Below are 18,009 nucleotides of genomic sequence, written 5' to 3' on the forward strand. Positions count from 1 at the left end.
CAGCTAAAGACGGGCCCGGATTTCTCGCAGGAACGCTGAGTGACCGGATTCGAAAGAATGGCCACGTCAAAGATCGCACCATGATCTGCCTGGATCTGGATAACGGGCCCAGCGGATTTGAAGAGCGGCTCAAGGACTTTCCCTATCAATACTGTGCGTACACCACGCACAGCCATACGCCGGAGGAACCAAGGTGGCGTCTGATGATCCCGCTGGATGCTCCGGTCACTGATCCGGACGCCTACACGGCGGCAGCTCGAAAAATCGCTGACTACTGGTTTGACATCGAATGGTTCGATGACACGACCTACCAGCCGGCCCGCATGATGTACTACCCGTCGTGCCCGAAGGATGGCGAATACCGGCTGCTCGAGGGCAGAAGCGACGCTCCGTTTATCAGCGCGGACGATGTGCTGGAGCTGTACGAAACGGACTGGCATGACGCAATTGCATGGCCGACCAGCTCGAGAGAGGAAAGAGCGCACAGCACGACAAGTGGCAAGGCTAAGGATCCTCTCTCGAAGTCCGGCCTGATTGGAACGTTCTGCCGGGCTTACACGGTTCAGGAAGCCATCGACGAGTTTCTGCCCGATGTCTATGTACCTACGGATAGCGCAAACCGCTACACCTACGCCGAGGGCTCCGCCTTTGGCGGTCTGGTGGTCTACAATGTCATTAAGTTAAGATTTCTCAGACCACATCAGCGTTAAGCAGTGATGTGGTCTTTTTCTACTCTTCAAGTCAAATCTCGAATGATTCGAGTTTTTTCACTTTTTCTAAAAATCTATTGACAAATTTCTGCCGCCGCGCGGCTGCTTCGCAGCCGATGGGGAGAACTTAAAGGAGTTTTCCCTATGACTGCTATCGCCAAAGAATGTTCTTTCTTCAGAAACACCTTCCTCAATATCATCAGCTCAGAAACGGCGAACCCTGCCAATTTTACTTCTCAGTCCGCCTTCACCCGTAAGCGGCAGATTGACCTGCATGAGCTTGTCCTTCTTCCGTTTCAGCTGACAGAGGAATCCCTCGCTGCTTCCTTTCCCTGGATCCTGTTTAAGGGCGGATCATCTGTTTCAGCCTCTGCTGTGTCTCAGGCCCGTTCCAAAATCAACTCTTCACTTTATAAAAACGTCTTCAATCGGTTTAACAAGGCAACTTCCAGCTCTGATGTTAAAACCTTCAAGGGTTATCGCCTCCTCGCTGTAGATGGAAGCGAGATTCAAGTTCTTCCTGAACAGGACAATGACATCACCTATGGCGCTTCTAAAAAGGCAAGAAGAGGCACTTTGTTCATTTGAATGCCGAATTCGACGCCCTCAACTCCGTCTTTACTGACGCGCTGCTTCAACCCGGCTCTGAGAAGAATGAAGATTCAGCTCTTCTTGAACTCGCTCAGCGTTCTTCATTTCAGAAAGCCATCTTCATCGCTGATCGGGGATACGAAGCTCTTATGTCTTTCTATCGCCTGCAGAAGGAACATGTCCCTTTTGTCATACGTATCAAAGACGAGACATCATCTACAAGCATTCTCAAGTACTATAAGACTCCCGAGTCAGAAGAGTATGACATTCCTTTCAATGTGATTCTGACCAGTAAAAACAACAGGCATGTCAAAGACCATTGGGATGTCTATAAGTACATCTCTTCGTACAGGAAGCAGCCTGAATTTGACGGTCAAACGACTGAACTCCCTTTAAATATCAGGGTTGTGAGGTTCAAAGCTGCCTGCGAAGGGAATGAATCATTCATTACCGTCTGCACCAATCTGTCGGAAGCTGAGTTTGGGACCGAGGACATCAAGCAGATCTACCGTCTGCGCTGGCAGGTTGAAGTCGGCTTCAGGGGACTGAAACGAAACACCGATCTTGAATGGACTCATTCAAGGAAGCTTGATCTGGTCCAGGCAGAGATCTATGCCAAAATGACTCTCTACAATCTTTGTTCCCGTTTGCGCAACAAGGTAGAAAGATCTCGTCAGCACCAGAAGCGCATCGCTCAGGCCAAAAAGCACAAGCAGAAGGCAGATTTCGGATTCATCATCAAAACGATTCAACAGTGGCTGTTCAAAAAGCCAGAATCAGCTTGAGTACACTGGAAGATCTTCTTCTGGCCAGGATATCTCCGATCAGAGAAGGAAGAGCTGATACCAGAAAGAAGAAGTGACAGATTTGAAAACCGAAAAGTCATCAGGATGATTTTTTCAACAGGTAGAAAATCATCCTTTTCGTCATGCCTGAGACGCAAAATATAAGAAATGACAACGCTCATGAACAGGGTATACGATTTTTATCCCTCCTTAACTTAATGACATTGGGTGGTCTACGACAATAAGCAGGCTTTCAGCCATCACGCAACGGATCCAGCAGGAAACGGGCATCTCCAGAACGCATACGACCTTGTAAGGCTGCACAAGTTCGGCGATGACAAAGAGTCCATCAAAAAATGAACGAACTGGCGTCCAACGATCCGAGGGTCCGCAGAGAGATGGATAAAAGCCTTTTCGAGGACTTTGGGGATATCGACCCGAGCGATGACGAATCGGACGAGTCCGAAACCATGACGGAAGAAGACATCGTTCAGGCCAATCTTAGGTGGTCGGCCAATCTGGAAAGGGATGCGAAGACGCAGGCCATTCTGCCTACCGTCCGCAATCTCGAAATGATTTTGGCCAACGACACCCGAATCAAAGACGGCATCGGCGGATATAACGAGTTTTCATGCAGGCACGAAAAGTTCGGATCGCTGCCGTGGAAAAAGTTTGACCCTAGAAATCCGGGATGGACAGATGCCGACGACGCTGGACTGCGAAGCTTCATAGAAAACAGCTACGGAATATGGCATCGGGCAAAACTTGAGGACGCCCTCAGCGTAGTTACTCAGCGCAGGCGATTCCATCCAATCCGTGACTATCTCGATTCGCTTGAGTGGGATGGGGAGACCAGGATTGAAACCCTGCTTGTGGACTACATGGGCGCAGACGACAACGCCTACGTCCGAGCCATCACACGGAAACACCTTGTAGCGGCGGTCGCCCGCATTTATCAGCCGGGCATCAAGTATGACTACGTGCTGGATCTGGTTGGAGACCAGGGCATCGGCAAGAGCCAGCTAATCGAACGGCTGGCCACAAAGCCGGAGTACTTCACCGACAGTATCCAGTTCGATCGCAAGAAGCTTGTCGAGAGCACACAGGGCAAATGGCTCTGCGAGATCGGCGAAATGGCCGCAGCCAAAAAGCCGATGAAGCGGACCTGAAGGCGGCTATCTCCGCCACGCAGGATACCGTCCGAATGGCCTACGCCAGAAACCCGCAGACCTTTTTGCGACAGTTCGTCCTGTGGGGATCGACTAACGAGGGAATCCACCTGAAAGACCAGACCGGAAACAGACGCTTCTGGCCGGTGGACTGCCACCCTGAAAAACGCAAGCACAGCCCGTATGAACTGAAAAAAGAAGAGGTGGACCAGATATGGGCCGAAGCAAAATCCTGCTGGGAAAAAGGCGAGAATCTGCACCTTTCCGAGGATCTCGAACAGATGGCCAAGGAAGCCCAGGAGGCGCACACCTTCGTATCAGAAGAAGAAGGTCTGATCACGGACTTTCTGGAGCGAAAAATCCCAAAGGGCTACTACGGGATGGACGAGAGCCATCGTCGGGACTGGTATCTCAACAACGACACCAACGATACAGAAGAACGAGGATTCGTCTGCGGAACAGAAGTATGGGTAGTCTGCCTGGGTCGTCGCAAAGAGGATTTCAACCGAGCGGAACAGATTCGCATAGGGACGACGATCGCAAAGGCCGGATGGAAACGCGGCGAGAGGTCGCGGCAGGATGCGCTGTATGGGCGCCAGCGGTATTTCTGGCGGCAACCAAACGATCAAGTGTGACCCCTCCAGTCTTGTCCCGGCTTTGTCCCGGCTTTGTCCCAGCTTTGTCCCGCTTAATTTTTCCTTTATCTACAGTCTATTCACAGTCTATGGGACAAGTGGGACAAGGAAACAGACTAAAACTTTATTCAGACAGCTATAGAAAATATACAGGCCCTGATATAGGAGCTGAGACGTTTTTTGAAAATAGCGCATAGCCGTATAGGAAAAAACTTGTCCCACTGTCCCAGTTGTCCCAAAGCACCTAAAACGACGATATGTAAAGGGCTTTGCCCGGGACAAGGAGATGGGACAGGTTGTCCCGGCTTACAGGAGAAAAGAGAAATGAACGAACTTGAAAGAGATGTTGAGCAGTATCTGGTTCGAAAAATCAAGGACGCCGGAGGGCTTTGCTGGAAATTCGTAAGTCCAGGCACTCGAGGCGTGCCGGATCGCTGGTGTGTTCTGGCCGGAAAGCAGTTCTTCGTAGAGCTCAAGAAGCCAAACGCCCGACGCAGATCAGACGAGAAGCTTCAGGCGCACAGAGCCGAGCAGATCAAAGAGCAAGGGCTTAAGGTCTACCGAATCGCATCCAAACCGGCTGTAGATCTGCTGCTTAAGTGGATCATCGCAGGACATCTGCCAAAGCCCGAGCGAATTGAAGTGCTATGACGGCCTTTAAGCCCCATCCCTACCAACAGCGGGGTGTCCGGTGGATTCTTGACCATCCAAGCTGTGGGCTTTTTCTGCCGATGGGAGCCGGCAAGACCGCCACAACCCTGACAGCGGTTGAGTATCTGCTTCGCACAAGCTTTGAGTCATGGAAAGTTCTGGTGATCGGACCGAAGCGGGTCATTGAAACGACGTGGCCCGGCGAAATCCAGAAGTGGGACAACCTCGCCGGCCTGAGGATTTCCGTCATCGCAGGAACTCCAAAGAAACGAGAAGCGGCCGTCCATGCCGAAGCGGATATCTACCTGATCAGCAAGGAGAACGTTGTCTGGCTGGTGGATCTGATCGGCAAAGACTGGCCGTGGGACACGGTTGTCATCGACGAATTATCGACATTTAAAAATCCCAAGTCCAAGCGTTTTCGGGCCTTGCGGAAGATGCTGCCGATGATCTCCAGACTGATCGGCCTGACCGGCACGCCATCACCCAAAGGCATCCCCGACCTGTGGAGTCAGATATACCTGATGGACAGGGGCGAACGGCTTGGCCGGACGCTTGGCGCCTTCCGAACGGCTTACCTCAAACCGGGGATGACCAGCGGACACGTTGTCTATAACTGGTCTGTCCAGCCTGGAGCCTCCGAGGTTATCCAGAAACGGATTTCCGATATCTGTATGTCGATCGATCAGGCCGAGTATGCGACCCTGCCAGACTGCCAGATGATTGATATCCCTGTAGATCTCGGATCCGATCTGAAAAATATCAGGCTTTCAAGAAAGAGCTGGTGCTGGATGTCGGAAGCGAAACCATTGCGGCGGACAGCGCCGGGGTGATGTGCGGCAAGCTGCTTCAATACACATCGGGAGCGATCTACGACGAGGACCACAATGTCCACGTCCTCCACAAGCACAAGCTTGAATCCCTCTTGGAGCTGATGGAGTCAGCCAACGGCCAGCCTGTGATGATCTTTTACTGGTACCAGCATGAGAAAGCCAGAATAGCGGAAGCGCTGAAGGGCTACAAAGGCATGGATGTCAAAGACAAGGGGGCCATCCAGAAATGGAATCGTGGTGATCTTGGTTATCTTCTGCTTCAGCCGTCATCAGCCGGCCACGGACTGAACCTTCAGAAAGGCGGACATATCGCCATCTGGTACAGCCTTCCAAACTGGAATCTTGAGCTGTATCAGCAGGCTAATGCCAGGATCTACAGGCAGGGACAGAAAGAAAAGGTCCTGATCTATCACCTGATGGCAAAGGGGACAATCGATCAGGACATGCTGAAGGCTTTGAAATCGAAAGAGATAACGCAGAGGGATCTTCTGGATGCGCTGAGAATATGAGAGGAAAAACATGGCGACTCAACGAAGTTTTAATACCGAACCCCGACTGGAGATGTCATTCAAAGACAACTGCTGGGTGGCTTCATGCGCGGGCCACGAACTGAAACGATTTAAGAAGAAAGCGAACTGCTGTCTGTACCTTTTCGATTCCGCAAAAGATGATGTCAGTGAAATGGCGGCGGCACTCGGCATTCAGGCGAGGACGCTAGTCCGACGATGGGATAAGGAGCTGAGAGAACGTGTCAAGGCGCAGGCGCAGGCGAAGATCTGAAGAGTTCTCATAGGGCTACCTTCTTGCTATGGCTCATGCCGTGATCCTGCTGCATAGATCCGGCTGGGGAAGCAAGAAGCGGCTTCCTGCTTTTGCGGATGAGATGCTGGACACACTCAACGACTGGCAGGACGGCGGCCACGGCTATCGAGAGAGCATTAAAAACTCGAAAGCCTGACAGGAATTCGAGTAGAGAAAGGGGCAGAAAGATGAGGGCATGTGAAGTGCGAGAGGTTAAGCGAAGGCTGGAGTCCTATCGAGATCTCCTGATCATGGCTAACGAAAAAGACAGGGAAGCGCTGATGCTTCAGGAGAAATACGAAAGCATGGCCACTCCTGGAGCAATCAGTTACAGTCACGAGCCAAGCGGATCCGGAAAGGCAAAGGAGTCTGTCTATCTTGAGATCTTCAGTGACCAGCTTGAGGCAGAGCGCAAAGCGGCGCAGTATCGCTTTGAGGCTGAGCAGATCAAGAAGTTCATTGATCAGATCGAGGATGAAGCAAAAGAGATCATGATCCGTGCATACATCAACGGCGAACGGTACTGGAAGATCGGAGAGAGCCTGAACTACTCGAAAGACGGCATCCGAAGCAAAATCGACCGCTGTCTTTCGCGAGTTCCGTCCTCTCTGGCAGAAGCAAGCGGTTTGATCTGACTTGCACGCAGGGGGCACGGTTTTACATGCTAAAATGATAGTGTCGAAAGTCGTCCAGAAATGGGCGGCTTTTCTTTTGCCGGATTGGCTGAGTGGATTAAAGCAGCTGTCTTGAAAACAGAGGATCCGTAAGGGTCCGGGAGTTCGAATCTTCCATCCGGCGCCATATGGCGGCTAGTAGCTCAAGCGTAGAGCCCTCTGAGGGAGATCCGGGTTCAAGTCCTGGCTTGCCGCCGTCTTCTGAAATGCGTATCCGAACCGTCCGATTTCTTTCTCTGATACCGCAGGCCCGAAGCGGCTGTGAACAATTTTTTCATGCAGTGACGGGATCGGGTACGTTTTGAGAAGAAAGGAGGTCTGAGAGATGACTGAAAAACAGAAACAGTTCTGCGATGAATACTTAGCCAACGGTCTGAACGCCACTCAGGCCTACCTGGCTGTTTATAAGAACGTGAAGAGCGAAGATGCGGCTAGAACAAACGCGTCGAGACTGCTAACAAATGCTAACGTCCGTGAATACATCGACGTCGCCCTGGCAAAGATCCATGACGAGAAAACGATGGATGCCAAGGAGGTCATGGAGCGTCTGACGGCGATCGGGCGCGAAGAAACAACGGATCAGCTGCTGACGATGGATGGCGATGTTAAAGAGGTCAAATCCAAAACGCAGGATCGGATCCGGGCGCTTGAACTGATCGGCAAAGCCTACGGCATGTTCAAGGACAAAGTCGAAATGGAAGTCGCTACGCCTGTCTTTGCAGGAGAAAGCGATCTTGAAGACTGAGAAGATCTACCTGCCGGACATTGTCGGAAAAGGCTATAAGACGTTCTGGAATTTCAAAGGTCGCTACCGGGTTGTCAAAGGCAGCCGAGCGTCCAAGAAGTCCAAGACGACGGCGCTCTGGTTCATCTACAACCTGATGAAGTATCCCGGATCCAACCTGCTGGTTGTCCGCAAGACGTACAGAACGCTCAAAGACAGCTGTTTTACGGATCTGCAGTGGGCCTGTCAGCGTCTGAAGTGCTCCCGCTTCTGGGAATTCAAGCTGTCGCCTCTGGAGGCCACATACAAGCCTACCGGGCAGAAGATTCTTTTCCGTGGCCTGGACGATCCGCTGAAGGTTACGTCGATCACAGTGCCTGTCGGATCTCTTTGCTGGGGATGGATCGAGGAAGCGTATGAGCTGACCAGCGAAGAAGATTTCAGCACGCTGGATGAGTCGATCCGAGGCGAACTGCCTGACGGACTCTGGAAGCAATGGACGATAACATTCAACCCGTGGAACGAACACCATTGGCTTAAAAAGCGCTTCTTTGACGCGCCTGAGAGCGAAAACATCCTTGCCCTTACCACAAACTACCTCTGCAACGAATGGCTGGATCAGAGCGATTTGGAGCTCTTTGAGGACATGAAAAAGCGCAACCCGAGGCGCTATGAAGTTGCTGGCCTTGGCAACTGGGGAATCGTGGATGGTCTTGTTTATGAGAACTTCCACATTCGGGAATTCGAGATTACCGACATTGGAGACGCAGTCACCGTAAGCGGTCTGGACTTTGGTTTTACCAACGATCCAACCGCTTTTTCGTGAGCTTCGCTGACAAGGCAAATCGAAAACTCTGGGTGTGGGATGAGATCTACGAAAAGGGCATGACCAACAGCCGGATCTATGAGCGGATCGAGGCTCTGGGGTATCGCAAGAACAGGATCATTGCCGACTGCGCAGATGCGAAGTCAATCTATGAACTGGCCAGAATGGGCCTGAAAATCAATGGATCAAGAAAAGGCGCCGACTCCATACGAGCCGGCGTTCAGTTTATCCAGGACTACGAGATCATCATCAAGCCGCGCTGTGTGAACTTCATCACGGAGATTCAGAACTACCAGTGGGCCAAGGACAAATTCGGCAGCTCGATCAACAAGCCGATCGATGATTTTAACCATTTGATGGACGCCATGCGCTATGCCATGGAGCCCATACAGCGCGGATCTGTGAAGGTTCGCTCGATCAAAGGAGGATTCTAAATGAGTACCAAACGACCATACCAGCTTCCGGAACCTCTGATTTGCGAGACGGATGTGAACCTTGACTATGCATTGGTCAAGCGGTTTATCGACAAGCACGCCAGCCGAATGCAGCGTTACAAGTATCTTGAAGAAATGTACAAAGGTTTCCACAGCATCTATCAGCAGCCAGATAAGCCGGACTGGAAGCCCGATAACCGGCTGGCGATCAATTACCCGCGCTACATCACAGAAACGTTTCTGGGATACGCCTACGGCATTCCAATCAAGGAAAGCCATCCAGATGATACGGTAGCCGAAGCCATGCGCGAATTTCAGAACGAAAATGAACTGTCTGATCATGAATACGAGCTCTTTCAGGATGTCTGCATTTATGGCCATGCTTTCGAGTACCTCTACCAGGACGAGGAAGCAAAGACCAGAATGACAGTCTGCACGCCGAAGGAGCTTTTTATCGTTTACGACGATACAGTCCGAAACAGAGCCTTGTTTGCGGTTCGCTATGCCGTTCATGAGATTGAAGGCAGCCAGGGCGAGCTTTTGGCGAAGTGCTGACCAGAGACCAGATCATCCGCTTCGACAAAGGGAACTTTACTGAGACGCTCGACAATCCATACGGACTGATTCCGGTTGTCGAGTATCTGATGAACCGTCAGCGCCTTGGTCTGTATGAGAACGTCACCGGCCTGATCGAAGCCTATAACCGGGCAATCGGTGAAAAAGCCAACGACGTTGACGCTTTTGCAGAAGCCTATATGAAGCTGATCGGCGTGGACATCGACGATGAGGAAGTGAAGCGAATCCGTGAAAACCGGATCATCAATCTGCCAGTATATGGCGATACGACGGGCACGCAGGTTGATTTCATGGCCAAGCCGACAGCTGACTCCACGCAGGAAAACCTGCTGGACCGTCTGGATCGGCAGATCTACCAGATCTCGATGGTGGCCAACATCAGCGATGAATCGTTTGGCAACGCAACCAGCGGAACCGCCCTGGCTTACAAGCTTCAAGCCATGAGCAATCTGGCCAGCGGTTTTGACCGCAAGATCGAAAAAGCCTGCGCAAGCGCTACAAGATCTGGTCAACGCTTAAAACGAACGTGAGCGATGAGAACGCATGGAAGGAACTGCAGGTAACAACAAGCCGCAACCTTCCCAAGAATCGCCTGGAAGAGGCACAGACAGCCGCACAGCTGTCCGGCATCGTCTCCCATGAAACACAGCTCTCATTACTCTCGATCGTGTCGGATCCGAAGGCAGAGCTTGAGAAAATCGAACAGGAACAGGAGCCTCAGCCGCTCATGGACTTCGATTCTCACCCGTCTGTAACCTCGAAAGAGGAAGGCAGCCTGGAAGAGCCGGAGGGCGGCTATGGCCTCCAGTAAGTACTGGTCGGAGCGTGAGGCGGACTGGACGAAGGAGTGCCAGGCAAACAATGTGCAGTGGGATCAGGAGCTGCAGGACATCTATCAGACGATGAGCGATGAAATCAGTGAACAGATTGCGGTGTTCTTTCAGAAGTACGCGGATGAAAACGGCCTGACCTATGCCCAGGCGAAACAGTATCTGGATCGGACCGATATCAGCTACTATTCCCGTCTGGCCAAACGCTACTGTGAAGATGCAGCCAAAGACATGGCAGCGGGAACGTGGGCGCATGACGCAGCGAAAAGCTACTTCACGCAGCAGGCCAATCAAGAAATGAAGCGCTACAACACCGCCATGAAGATTGCCCGTCTGGATATGCTCAAGCGCCAGATCAGCCTGCGGATTGCCAACGCCCAGCGCAAAGCCTGCAGCGTCGTTGAGGACGCTCTCAATGACCGCATCCTGCAGACCTACACAAGACAGGCCGGCATTCTGGGCGATACGGTACTTACCAACCTGAAGCACGTAAGCACCATCGCTCACGCGTCCTTCCATGGAGCGACCTTCTCCGATCGGATCTGGGGCACCCAGCAGGCGAAACTAAAAAAGTCCTGAACAAAGCGCTTCAGGACTGTTTGATTCTGGGAAAGGGTGCGGCACCGTTCACTAGAGAGCTAAAAAGGCAACGGGGAAAACAACCCGAGAGTGCCAGAGGCTCATTTCGACGGAGCTGAGCCGGGTAAGAGTTCAGGCATCCCTGGATTCTTTTAAGGCCTGTGGATTCGATGAGTTCCAAATCATTGCCAATCCAGACTGCTGCAAAGAATGCCAGGCAATCAACGGGGAGCACTTCCCGCTGCCAAAACTGGCATCAGGCGAGAACGCCCCGCCGATGCATCCAAACTGCCGCTGCTCCATTGCCCCGTATGAAGCCAGAGACGAAGACGGCGATAAGGACTTTGATGAGGCTGCGTTCGATGAATGGTGCGACTACATGGAGAAGCATGAGGATGACCCGAATGCGATGACATGGGAAGAGTGGAAGAGCAGAAACCGTGGTATTGAACAAGAGCGTCCTATGGCTAACGGAGCGAGACGAAGTAATACTTATATTCTCTCTGAAAAGGAAATTGAGTTTATTAAAGGAGAGGCCGAAAACATTGGCATTCCACTTGATATATTGAGCTTTAATGAGGGAAACGTAACCGGTGTAAATGAGGTTATGGGATTGATCAGAATTAGAGGAGACGTTTTACCGGACAAAAGTTCAAATAACAATAGGGATTTGTTATCTGTGCGGGCTGTACTTGCTCACGAATATTATGGCCATTTTAAACACATCCCCTCTGAATATCCGATTGGAGATTGGAGGGATGAGTTCAGAGCTAGTTATGAAGCGGCATTAAATGCTCCGAATTTATCCGATGAAGACCGATCTAGACTTATAATAGATGCATATGAAAGGCAGAAAGAAGCAGGTGAGTTTAATGGCTACAGCGAAGAAGCAAAGCGAATTCTCTTTGGATGAGAAAAAGCATTGACTTATAAACTTGATCACCCGGAGGAAAAAGTTGTTTGCCCAAGATGTGGAAAACTGTTGACGTATAAACGGATCGGCAAAAGCTCTGAAGCTCGCTGTGAAACAGAAGGCTGCATTCATGGAAGCGTGAGAGGAATATGAACTGAGATGCCATAACAGGCTCTTTGTTTTTCCAGAAAGGGAACTTAACATGCCAAAAGATGATTACAACAGAATTTTATTCTTGATCCTGTACGGTTTGTATGATGACCTGAGAAAAGGCAAACGGACTCAGCTAGATGAAATTTCGCCATCTGCTTTAGGAATCAGCGAATCGTATTGGCTGTCTGTGATTGAAGATGCAGTCAATGACGGGTTCGTTAAAGGGCCAACTTTCAAGACTACCAAATTCGGTCGAGTACCCAAAGATCTTGAAGAGATGACCATCACCCGCGATGGTGTGACCTTTCTCACAGAGAATTCGAAAATGAAAAAAGTGTATGAAGTCCTGAAAGAAACGAGAGATTGGCTTCCAATTTTTAGCGAATAGTGAAAAGAGCCGCTAACAGGCTCTTTTTTGTTTGGAGGAATGAAATGACGAAAGAAAAAGAAGAACAAATTTTCAATGAACTGAAAGGCATCTCTTATCTCGATTGGGAAAAGGTTAAACGGATTATTGATATAGCCTTTCAAATGAAAATAAAAAGTGTCACGAAGACCGTGACACTCGATAGCTTTGATGCGGCAAAGAGTGAGATGTAGAAACTACTCTTCTACGATTTGGATAAAAATAGGATTGATTCTATAGGACTTCCCTGGTAATGAATCCAGATATAATCAAGCTCGGTAAAGGTATCATTTTTAGAGGAGTCCTTTTTGTCCATATCTCAGCGCCTTCTTCCAACCAGATATAAGGGCTTTGCCGGTATTCGCCCATAAGACATTCTTTATCTGCAGATAAATTAACCCAATGTCCTAATAAGCATGCGTACACATTTTTCACACACTTCTCCTTTCTAGCCATAAGAGAATTGTATACCCGTCTCAATCGAGGCGTTTTTTGTTTGGAGGAATGAAATGACTGACGTAATCGTGCTGACCGATGCGGATAAGATTTTCGGTAATATTCTGACCGGGATTATGCTCACATTCACAGTGTTTCTGCTGGTCGGCTTCATCTGCATTGGACTGAAAGTGCTGTGGAAGTTTTTCAAAATGCTCTGGGAGGATCTTAACGAATGATCATGATCGACACAGATCTGAAGACAGACATTCAGATTAAAGGCCATGCAGGCTATGCACCGGCCGGATCCGATATCGTCTGTGCGGCTGTCTCGATTTTATATGAGACGCTGAAAAGAATGCTTCGACCGGGACTGGATGGAACCGTAATAGAAGACGAAAACGGGATCAGAATTGAAATCAATCCGGATCTGGGCACCTGGGGAAGAGTTTCCTGAATTACTTCATTACCGGGATTCAGATGCTGGAGAGGAGTACCCCAAACATGTTCAACTGAAGATTGGGCGAGCGAATTAAGCTCGCTTTTTCTATGCCCAGGCAGGGACGGCATTAAAAGCTCTGGAAGGATCGTCCGACATGACGTTAAACCGGGGGAATAAAGGAAATGGAAAAACTGAATCTTCAGCGTTTCGCTGATGAAGCAGAAAACGCCCAGGCGCCAGACCAGGGCAAACCGGCGGAAGAGACTAAAGATCCTTCTGCCGCAAAATACTCAGACGCAGATCTGGACAAGATCATCAGCGCCAAGTTCGCCAAGTGGGCAGCCGATCGGGATAAAGCCGTAGAGGACGCCCGCAAGGAAGGCGAAAAGCTGGCCAAGATGAATGCCGACCAGAAGAAAGCGTATGAGCTGGAACAGGCTCAAAAAGAGGCCCAGAGCCTCAAAGAACAGGTGGCCAAACTGGAGCAGGCACAGAAGCAGGCAGAGCTGAGAAAGAGCGCTGCAGAGATCTTTTCCCAGAACTACAAGCTGACCGTCACAAACGATGTTCTGGATTTCGTTGTCGGTAAAGATGCCGAAGAAACCAATGCGAATATTCAGAAGATGGCGGCACTGCTCCAGGCAGAAAGACAGGCAGGCGAAAAGGCAAGAGCGACTGGATCTACGCCTTTTGGAACATCCATCAATCACGAGCCCGCCAGTCCGTTCCAGAAGAAACTGGACAAATGGAAATAGGAGGAACCATGAACGAATTTAAACTTCAGCGCTTTGCGGAAGGTGATGGAACTAGTACGACAACCACACCGACAGGCGCAAACAATGAAAAAGGCGTTCGCACTTACGGCATGCAGTTTAAAGAGCTGCTGCCCGCAGTCTTTGCCAAAAAGTCATACTTCAATGACTTCTTTGTCGGCGGCCTGGAGGCGCTTGATGGCGTCGCTTTCAACAAGAAAGCATTCAGCGTAAAGACCTGTGATATTCCGGTGGCGATTGGTACCGGCTACGACAAGACGGATACCAAAGCATTCAAGACTGGCACAGGAAACTCGAACCGCTTTGGAAACCGTACGGAAATTACGTATGAAGACGAGGATGTCGAATACACATGGGGATGGAACTTTCATGAGGGAATCGACCGACACACCGTCAACAACAGCCTGGAACAGGCCATTGCCGACCGTCTTGAGCTTCAGGCTCTGGCCAAAACGGAAATGTTCAACAAAGCTCACGGCAAGTTCATTTCCCAGTCTGCCGGCAAGACGATTACCACATCGGCAACAACTCTGTCTGATTCGGATCCGAAAGCACTGTTCAACGAGCTCTCGAAATACTTCACCAACATCGAGGCAGTCGGCACGCGCTATGCCAAAGTCACCAGCGATCTGTACAACCTGATCGTGGACAGCGCTCTGGCCACGACAAGCAAAAACAGCAGCGTGAACATCGATGAAAACGGCATCGTGAAGTTCAAAGGCTTCCTGATCGAGGAAGTGCCGGACTCCATGTTCCAGACCGGCGAGATCTGCTATGCCTACGTCGGCGGAATTGCCAAGGCCTTCACCGGCATCAACACCGCGCGGACCATCGAGTCGGAAGACTTTGACGGCGTAGCCCTGCAGGGTGCAGGCAAGGCAGGCGAGTACATCCCGGCCGACAACAAGAAAGCCGTTGTCAAAATCAAGATGAAAACGGCATAGGCGGGGCAGTGTCTATGCTTGACCAGGTAAAAACGCTCCTGGGACTGAGTGATGAAAGCCAGGACGAAAAGCTGAAGTCCGTCATTACGCTGACTTCAGCCCGTCTGGCCTCTTTGCTTGGTGTCAAAGACGTACCGGAAGAGATGCAATACATCGCCATTGAAGCGTCAATCCGCCGCTTTAACCGGATCGGATCCGAAGGCATGAGCAGCCACAACGTTGAGGGGAGAGCGTGTCCTACAGGGACAACGACTTTGCGGACTTCATGGACGACATTCAGGCATGGAAAACAGCTCACGAGACTCCAGTGCGGAGGCTTCGTTTTTATGAGATACGACACGAAAATCGAGCTGGTCCGCTCAGATCCGGGCCATTTCAATCCGGATACCGGCAATTACGAGGGCCGGACAGAGACAAAAACGCCGCTCTACGCATCCGTGATGGATACCAGGGCGGAAATGGTTCAGCTGGTCTATGGGTGCCTGAGGCAGGGGAGCCTGACGATCCATATCCAGAACCACACAGACATTGTGTTCGATCAGATCGATGTTAGAGGGCGCCGGTACACAGTAGATTTTCGGCGCAGGCTCAGAACCAAGGAGTCGTTTATCGTATCGGAGGTGCAGACATGAGATTGAATGCAACGATCAGCGGCCTCAAGCCGTTTCAGAAAAAGCTGCTGGCCAAGGCAAATCGCAGCGCCATTCAGAAGGTGGTCCGGCTCAATACGGCAGAGCTGACCGCAGGCGCTCAAAGAAAAGCCCCGGTTTCGACCGAAGAGACCAACCCCGGCGGCCATCATGGACAGCTGCGGGAAAGCATCACCCCATCCATGGAGCAGGACGGCATGGCCGGTGTAGTCCGTGCCGAAGTGGACTACGCCGAATATGTGGAAAAAGGAACCCGCTTCATGGCTGCGCAGCCGTACATGAAACCGGCATTTGAAGAGCAGAAGCCGAAGTTTCTGCGGGACCTGAAAAGGTGATTGCCAAATGAACCCGGCAATGGAGCTGTTCGGGGCTTTGCTTGTGCTGCTGCGCAAGACGTATCCGGATATTGTTTTCGATACATTCCTGCCGCCTGAGAGCACGCCGTATCCTTTCATCTTTCTCAATGACGGGTATGAAATTGAAGATTTTCGGATGAAGGGGGCCTATTTTGGTCAGACATCCATTTCGATTGATGTATGGCATAACGATCCAACACAGCGGGGGACAGTGGATTCCCTGCTTTTTGCTGTCCGGCAGATCTGCCGACGCATCGACCAGACAAAAACGTACAGCTGGTGCCTGTCGTCCTGCACTCTGGAATATCTTCCGGATACGACAACCAGCCAGCCGCTTTACAGAGGGATTCTCACCCTCACCTACAAACACTACAGGAGGAAATGAAATGAATTTCAATCTTCAGCGTTTTGCCGATCCCGTTAAGGGCGACAAAATCATCTACCTGGTGCGTCGTTATTCCAAACGCACAGAAGAGGGCGCAGCCGTAATTGCGCTTCAGACAGAAGGCAGCCGCAGCCTTTCCAAAGACGCCGATTCCGTTGCAACAAAGGACGGAACGATCCGTGTACCAGGAGCGGGTGAATGCGAGATTTCGGTTACCTCTCTGGTAACGAATGATGACGGCATTGCGGATGATCTTACCGAAGCGATGGAGAAAAACGATCTCATGGAGATCTGGGAAGTCGACACGTCCAAAAAGGCGTCGACACCAATGCAGAGAAGTACAAGGCCCGCTACCATCAGGGATACATTACGAGTCTGGAGCTGTCTGCCGGAGCAGAAGACTTCGCTGAACTCTCTCAGACCTACTCGATCAACGGCATGGGCGTATCCGGATGGGTGACTCTGACCCAGGAACAGAAAGATCTTGTACAGTATCTGTTCGCCGATACGACTCAGGCAGCGGAATAGCAGCAAAGCAGGAGAAGAAAAATGGAAATCAATGTAAATGGAACGCTTTACCCGCTTAAGGCGTCTATCGCTTTTCTTAACGAAATCGAGAAGACCAAAGTTCGCACGATTGACGGCGAAAAGATTGAAATTGGTCTGGCCAATGCGGTCATTTCCATCCGCGACATGGTCGATGTGCGCGTGCTGATCGACACAATCATGGCACTGAACATCAGGCAGACCCCGCGTCTGAACAAGGACGAACTGACGGAATGGTTCGAAGAAGGCGAAGTCGATCTGGAGAAACTCGGATCGGAAGTGATCGATTTTTATCGAAAGCGAATGTCTGCAGATGGAAGCTGAAGAAGCTGGGCATTCTGGAGACAGCCAAAGCCGATCCCGAAAAAGCCTGAAGGATCTGGTAGATTCCATTGCGATAGACTGCTTCCGTTACTTTGGTTTTCAGTCGCTTGACCAGGTACTCTCGCTTGATCTGCGGGAGTACCGTCTTTTATGTCAAGCGCATCGACTGAAGCTCGCCGACCAGTATTACTGGAGTGCCCAGAACGCCTTTGATGCCAACCGGGCGACACTGCGCAAAAAGAATGGGCATCTTGTCTATCCAAATGTGAAGAAACTTTTCGACTATGAGAAAGCGCAGAAGGAAGCCGGGGCGGTCCGTTCTGCGAAAAAGTACGCTGAGCCCGCAGGCGCAGCGTATGAAAGCCTACTTAGAGAAGAGGGAGGAAGACCATGTCACAATCGACAGTTGAAGCCAGACTTTCCGCTAAAGATGACGGTCTGAGCAAGGCCCTCGAAACGATTGTGGAAACGCTGGAATCACTGAATGGAACAGTGAAAGCCATCGGAAACATCATGATCAAGGCGCAGGACAAAGCTACGCCGCAAATCAAGAAGGCGGCAGATGCGCTTGAGTCCCTTCCAGAAGAAAGCGACACCGCGCTGGAAGCCGCCAATCACGTTACACCGGCGGCCAACCAGGCACGTGATTCGATTGAGTCCATTCCGGAAGAAAGTATGAGCGCGCTGGAAGCGGACAATCATGTGACGCCGGCAGCTAACCAGGCAGAAGACTCAATAGACTCAATCCCGGAAGAAAGCATGAGTGCTCTGGAAGCCGCCAACCACGTAACGCCGGCAGCCAATCAGGCAGTGGATTCTATGGACTCCATTCCCCGGATATTCATGTAGCACTCGAAGCGTCCG

General features: G+C 50.9%; 27 protein-coding genes, 1 tRNA gene and 3 pseudogenes. All 31 read left to right on the forward strand.

The window, feature by feature from the left end:
* Window positions 1–80 precede the first annotated feature (80 nt).
* Window positions 81–710: a hypothetical protein gene (locus KWG61_RS08480; protein ID WP_242743449.1), complete on the forward strand. Its 630-nt coding sequence runs from the start codon at window positions 81–83 to the stop codon at window positions 708–710.
* A gap of 144 nt (window positions 711–854) precedes the next feature.
* Window positions 855–1,298 (forward strand): hypothetical protein, encoded by a 444-nt coding sequence (locus KWG61_RS08485; RefSeq protein ID WP_242743450.1) that lies wholly within the window; start codon window positions 855–857, stop codon window positions 1,296–1,298.
* The gene (locus KWG61_RS08490) at window positions 1,295–2,086 is read left to right on the forward strand and encodes a transposase (RefSeq protein ID WP_242743451.1); all 792 of its coding nucleotides are present in this window, start codon (window positions 1,295–1,297) and stop codon (window positions 2,084–2,086) included. The genes KWG61_RS08485 and KWG61_RS08490 overlap by 4 nt, the downstream gene beginning before the upstream one ends.
* 881 nt (window positions 2,087–2,967) lie before the next feature.
* Window positions 2,968–3,890: pseudogene (locus tag KWG61_RS08495) on the forward strand (virulence-associated E family protein).
* A gap of 324 nt (window positions 3,891–4,214) precedes the next feature.
* Window positions 4,215–4,541 carry a VRR-NUC domain-containing protein gene (locus tag KWG61_RS08500; protein ID WP_230268357.1) on the forward strand — a complete coding sequence of 109 codons (327 nt, stop codon included), beginning with the start codon at window positions 4,215–4,217 and terminating at the stop codon, window positions 4,539–4,541.
* Window positions 4,538–5,374 carry an SNF2-related protein gene (locus KWG61_RS08505; RefSeq protein WP_367614169.1) on the forward strand — a complete coding sequence of 279 codons (837 nt, stop codon included), beginning with the start codon at window positions 4,538–4,540 and terminating at the stop codon, window positions 5,372–5,374. Before KWG61_RS08500 ends, KWG61_RS08505 begins: the two co-directional genes overlap by 4 nt.
* A complete protein-coding gene (locus KWG61_RS08510; RefSeq protein WP_367614355.1) occupies window positions 5,374–5,883 on the forward strand; it encodes a helicase-related protein in 510 nt (169 codons plus the stop codon). Before KWG61_RS08505 ends, KWG61_RS08510 begins: the two co-directional genes overlap by 1 nt.
* Window positions 5,884–5,893: 10 nt before the next feature.
* The gene (locus KWG61_RS08515) at window positions 5,894–6,154 is read left to right on the forward strand and encodes a hypothetical protein (RefSeq protein ID WP_242743454.1); all 261 of its coding nucleotides are present in this window, start codon (window positions 5,894–5,896) and stop codon (window positions 6,152–6,154) included.
* A 40-nt stretch (window positions 6,155–6,194) separates the two neighbouring features.
* Window positions 6,195–6,332, forward strand: a complete 138-nt coding sequence (locus KWG61_RS08520; RefSeq protein ID WP_242743455.1) for a hypothetical protein — start codon at window positions 6,195–6,197, stop codon at window positions 6,330–6,332.
* A gap of 94 nt (window positions 6,333–6,426) precedes the next feature.
* Window positions 6,427–6,810 carry a hypothetical protein gene (locus tag KWG61_RS08525; protein WP_230268361.1) on the forward strand — a complete coding sequence of 128 codons (384 nt, stop codon included), beginning with the start codon at window positions 6,427–6,429 and terminating at the stop codon, window positions 6,808–6,810.
* 78 nt (window positions 6,811–6,888) lie between these two features.
* Window positions 6,889–6,976 (forward strand) — tRNA-Ser (locus KWG61_RS08530).
* Between the two features lie 198 nt (window positions 6,977–7,174).
* The gene (locus tag KWG61_RS08535) at window positions 7,175–7,594 is read left to right on the forward strand and encodes a terminase small subunit (protein ID WP_230268362.1); all 420 of its coding nucleotides are present in this window, start codon (window positions 7,175–7,177) and stop codon (window positions 7,592–7,594) included.
* Complete coding sequence (locus KWG61_RS08540) at window positions 7,584–8,399, forward strand: PBSX family phage terminase large subunit (RefSeq protein ID WP_242743456.1); 816 nt, start codon at window positions 7,584–7,586, stop codon at window positions 8,397–8,399. Before KWG61_RS08535 ends, KWG61_RS08540 begins: the two co-directional genes overlap by 11 nt.
* Window positions 8,396–8,833: a terminase large subunit gene (locus KWG61_RS08545; RefSeq protein ID WP_242743457.1), complete on the forward strand. Its 438-nt coding sequence runs from the start codon at window positions 8,396–8,398 to the stop codon at window positions 8,831–8,833. The genes KWG61_RS08540 and KWG61_RS08545 overlap by 4 nt, the downstream gene beginning before the upstream one ends.
* A complete protein-coding gene (locus KWG61_RS16215; protein ID WP_256460652.1) occupies window positions 8,834–9,388 on the forward strand; it encodes a phage portal protein in 555 nt (184 codons plus the stop codon).
* Window positions 9,382–10,220, forward strand: a pseudogene (locus tag KWG61_RS08550) (phage portal protein). Before KWG61_RS16215 ends, KWG61_RS08550 begins: the two are co-directional and overlap by 7 nt.
* Window positions 10,207–10,818: a hypothetical protein gene (locus KWG61_RS08555; protein ID WP_242743458.1), complete on the forward strand. Its 612-nt coding sequence runs from the start codon at window positions 10,207–10,209 to the stop codon at window positions 10,816–10,818. Before KWG61_RS08550 ends, KWG61_RS08555 begins: the two are co-directional and overlap by 14 nt.
* A 73-nt stretch (window positions 10,819–10,891) precedes the next feature.
* Window positions 10,892–11,731, forward strand: a pseudogene (locus KWG61_RS08560) (minor capsid protein); the annotation flags it as partial.
* Window positions 11,732–11,933: 202 nt separating this feature from the next.
* Entirely contained in the window at window positions 11,934–12,272 is a 339-nt protein-coding gene (locus tag KWG61_RS08565) for a YjcQ family protein (RefSeq protein WP_242743460.1), read from the forward strand.
* Between the two features lie 44 nt (window positions 12,273–12,316).
* Complete coding sequence (locus KWG61_RS08570; protein ID WP_230268367.1) at window positions 12,317–12,484, forward strand: hypothetical protein; 168 nt, start codon at window positions 12,317–12,319, stop codon at window positions 12,482–12,484.
* A 315-nt stretch (window positions 12,485–12,799) separates the two neighbouring features.
* Window positions 12,800–12,964, forward strand: coding sequence for a hypothetical protein (locus KWG61_RS08575; protein ID WP_230268369.1), 165 nt, complete (start codon window positions 12,800–12,802; stop codon window positions 12,962–12,964).
* Window positions 12,961–13,182: a ribosomal-processing cysteine protease Prp gene (locus KWG61_RS08580; protein WP_242743461.1), complete on the forward strand. Its 222-nt coding sequence runs from the start codon at window positions 12,961–12,963 to the stop codon at window positions 13,180–13,182. The genes KWG61_RS08575 and KWG61_RS08580 overlap by 4 nt, the downstream gene beginning before the upstream one ends.
* A 167-nt stretch (window positions 13,183–13,349) precedes the next feature.
* Window positions 13,350–13,922: a DUF4355 domain-containing protein gene (locus KWG61_RS08585; RefSeq protein WP_230268371.1), complete on the forward strand. Its 573-nt coding sequence runs from the start codon at window positions 13,350–13,352 to the stop codon at window positions 13,920–13,922.
* 8 nt (window positions 13,923–13,930) lie between these two features.
* The gene (locus tag KWG61_RS08590; RefSeq protein ID WP_230268527.1) at window positions 13,931–14,884 is read left to right on the forward strand and encodes a hypothetical protein; all 954 of its coding nucleotides are present in this window, start codon (window positions 13,931–13,933) and stop codon (window positions 14,882–14,884) included.
* A gap of 14 nt (window positions 14,885–14,898) precedes the next feature.
* A complete protein-coding gene (locus tag KWG61_RS08595; protein ID WP_242743462.1) occupies window positions 14,899–15,516 on the forward strand; it encodes a phage head-tail connector protein in 618 nt (205 codons plus the stop codon).
* Window positions 15,513–15,869: an HK97-gp10 family putative phage morphogenesis protein gene (locus tag KWG61_RS08600; protein ID WP_242743463.1), complete on the forward strand. Its 357-nt coding sequence runs from the start codon at window positions 15,513–15,515 to the stop codon at window positions 15,867–15,869. Before KWG61_RS08595 ends, KWG61_RS08600 begins: the two co-directional genes overlap by 4 nt.
* Window positions 15,870–15,876: 7 nt before the next feature.
* A complete protein-coding gene (locus tag KWG61_RS08605; protein WP_230268538.1) occupies window positions 15,877–16,275 on the forward strand; it encodes a hypothetical protein in 399 nt (132 codons plus the stop codon).
* 1 nt (window position 16,276) lies between these two features.
* A complete protein-coding gene (locus tag KWG61_RS08610) occupies window positions 16,277–16,735 on the forward strand; it encodes a phage major tail protein, TP901-1 family (RefSeq protein WP_242743464.1) in 459 nt (152 codons plus the stop codon).
* An 89-nt stretch (window positions 16,736–16,824) separates the two neighbouring features.
* Window positions 16,825–17,145: a tail assembly chaperone gene (locus KWG61_RS08615; protein WP_242743465.1), complete on the forward strand. Its 321-nt coding sequence runs from the start codon at window positions 16,825–16,827 to the stop codon at window positions 17,143–17,145.
* Window positions 17,135–17,587 carry a hypothetical protein gene (locus tag KWG61_RS08620; protein ID WP_242743466.1) on the forward strand — a complete coding sequence of 151 codons (453 nt, stop codon included), beginning with the start codon at window positions 17,135–17,137 and terminating at the stop codon, window positions 17,585–17,587. The genes KWG61_RS08615 and KWG61_RS08620 overlap by 11 nt, the downstream gene beginning before the upstream one ends.
* Window positions 17,536–17,994 (forward strand): hypothetical protein, encoded by a 459-nt coding sequence (locus tag KWG61_RS08625; protein ID WP_242743467.1) that lies wholly within the window; start codon window positions 17,536–17,538, stop codon window positions 17,992–17,994. The genes KWG61_RS08620 and KWG61_RS08625 overlap by 52 nt, the downstream gene beginning before the upstream one ends.
* Window positions 17,995–18,009 lie beyond the last annotated feature (15 nt).

Source organism: Allobaculum sp. Allo2, from assembly GCF_022701175.1.
GTDB classification, from domain to species: Bacteria; Bacillota_I; Bacilli_A; order Erysipelotrichales; family Erysipelotrichaceae; genus Allobaculum; species Allobaculum fili.

What these genes read in the sequence shown, in the direction of transcription:
- KWG61_RS08575 (WP_230268369.1), top strand. Translation starts at nt 12,800, where the DNA reads ATGACTGACGTAATCGTGCTGACCGATGCGGATAAGATTTTCGGTAAT.
- KWG61_RS08535 (WP_230268362.1), top strand. Translation starts at nt 7,175, where the DNA reads ATGACTGAAAAACAGAAACAGTTCTGCGATGAATACTTAGCCAACGGT.
- KWG61_RS08505 (WP_367614169.1), top strand. Translation starts at nt 4,538, where the DNA reads ATGACGGCCTTTAAGCCCCATCCCTACCAACAGCGGGGTGTCCGGTGG.
- KWG61_RS08590 (WP_230268527.1), top strand. Translation starts at nt 13,931, where the DNA reads ATGAACGAATTTAAACTTCAGCGCTTTGCGGAAGGTGATGGAACTAGT.
- KWG61_RS08500 (WP_230268357.1), top strand. Translation starts at nt 4,215, where the DNA reads ATGAACGAACTTGAAAGAGATGTTGAGCAGTATCTGGTTCGAAAAATC.
- KWG61_RS08605 (WP_230268538.1), top strand. Translation starts at nt 15,877, where the DNA reads ATGAACCCGGCAATGGAGCTGTTCGGGGCTTTGCTTGTGCTGCTGCGC.
- KWG61_RS08610 (WP_242743464.1), top strand. Translation starts at nt 16,277, where the DNA reads ATGAATTTCAATCTTCAGCGTTTTGCCGATCCCGTTAAGGGCGACAAA.
- KWG61_RS08525 (WP_230268361.1), top strand. Translation starts at nt 6,427, where the DNA reads ATGGCTAACGAAAAAGACAGGGAAGCGCTGATGCTTCAGGAGAAATAC.
- KWG61_RS08595 (WP_242743462.1), top strand. Translation starts at nt 14,899, where the DNA reads ATGCTTGACCAGGTAAAAACGCTCCTGGGACTGAGTGATGAAAGCCAG.
- KWG61_RS08600 (WP_242743463.1), top strand. Translation starts at nt 15,513, where the DNA reads ATGAGATTGAATGCAACGATCAGCGGCCTCAAGCCGTTTCAGAAAAAG.
- KWG61_RS08570 (WP_230268367.1), top strand. Translation starts at nt 12,317, where the DNA reads ATGACGAAAGAAAAAGAAGAACAAATTTTCAATGAACTGAAAGGCATC.
- KWG61_RS08615 (WP_242743465.1), top strand. Translation starts at nt 16,825, where the DNA reads ATGGAAATCAATGTAAATGGAACGCTTTACCCGCTTAAGGCGTCTATC.
- KWG61_RS08515 (WP_242743454.1), top strand. Translation starts at nt 5,894, where the DNA reads ATGGCGACTCAACGAAGTTTTAATACCGAACCCCGACTGGAGATGTCA.
- KWG61_RS08620 (WP_242743466.1), top strand. Translation starts at nt 17,135, where the DNA reads ATGGAAGCTGAAGAAGCTGGGCATTCTGGAGACAGCCAAAGCCGATCC.
- KWG61_RS08565 (WP_242743460.1), top strand. Translation starts at nt 11,934, where the DNA reads ATGCCAAAAGATGATTACAACAGAATTTTATTCTTGATCCTGTACGGT.
- KWG61_RS16215 (WP_256460652.1), top strand. Translation starts at nt 8,834, where the DNA reads ATGAGTACCAAACGACCATACCAGCTTCCGGAACCTCTGATTTGCGAG.
- KWG61_RS08480 (WP_242743449.1), top strand. Translation starts at nt 81, where the DNA reads ATGATCTGCCTGGATCTGGATAACGGGCCCAGCGGATTTGAAGAGCGG.
- KWG61_RS08585 (WP_230268371.1), top strand. Translation starts at nt 13,350, where the DNA reads ATGGAAAAACTGAATCTTCAGCGTTTCGCTGATGAAGCAGAAAACGCC.
- KWG61_RS08625 (WP_242743467.1), top strand. Translation starts at nt 17,536, where the DNA reads ATGTCACAATCGACAGTTGAAGCCAGACTTTCCGCTAAAGATGACGGT.
- KWG61_RS08580 (WP_242743461.1), top strand. Translation starts at nt 12,961, where the DNA reads ATGATCATGATCGACACAGATCTGAAGACAGACATTCAGATTAAAGGC.
- KWG61_RS08510 (WP_367614355.1), top strand. Translation starts at nt 5,374, where the DNA reads ATGTGCGGCAAGCTGCTTCAATACACATCGGGAGCGATCTACGACGAG.
- KWG61_RS08485 (WP_242743450.1), top strand. Translation starts at nt 855, where the DNA reads ATGACTGCTATCGCCAAAGAATGTTCTTTCTTCAGAAACACCTTCCTC.
- KWG61_RS08555 (WP_242743458.1), top strand. Translation starts at nt 10,207, where the DNA reads ATGGCCTCCAGTAAGTACTGGTCGGAGCGTGAGGCGGACTGGACGAAG.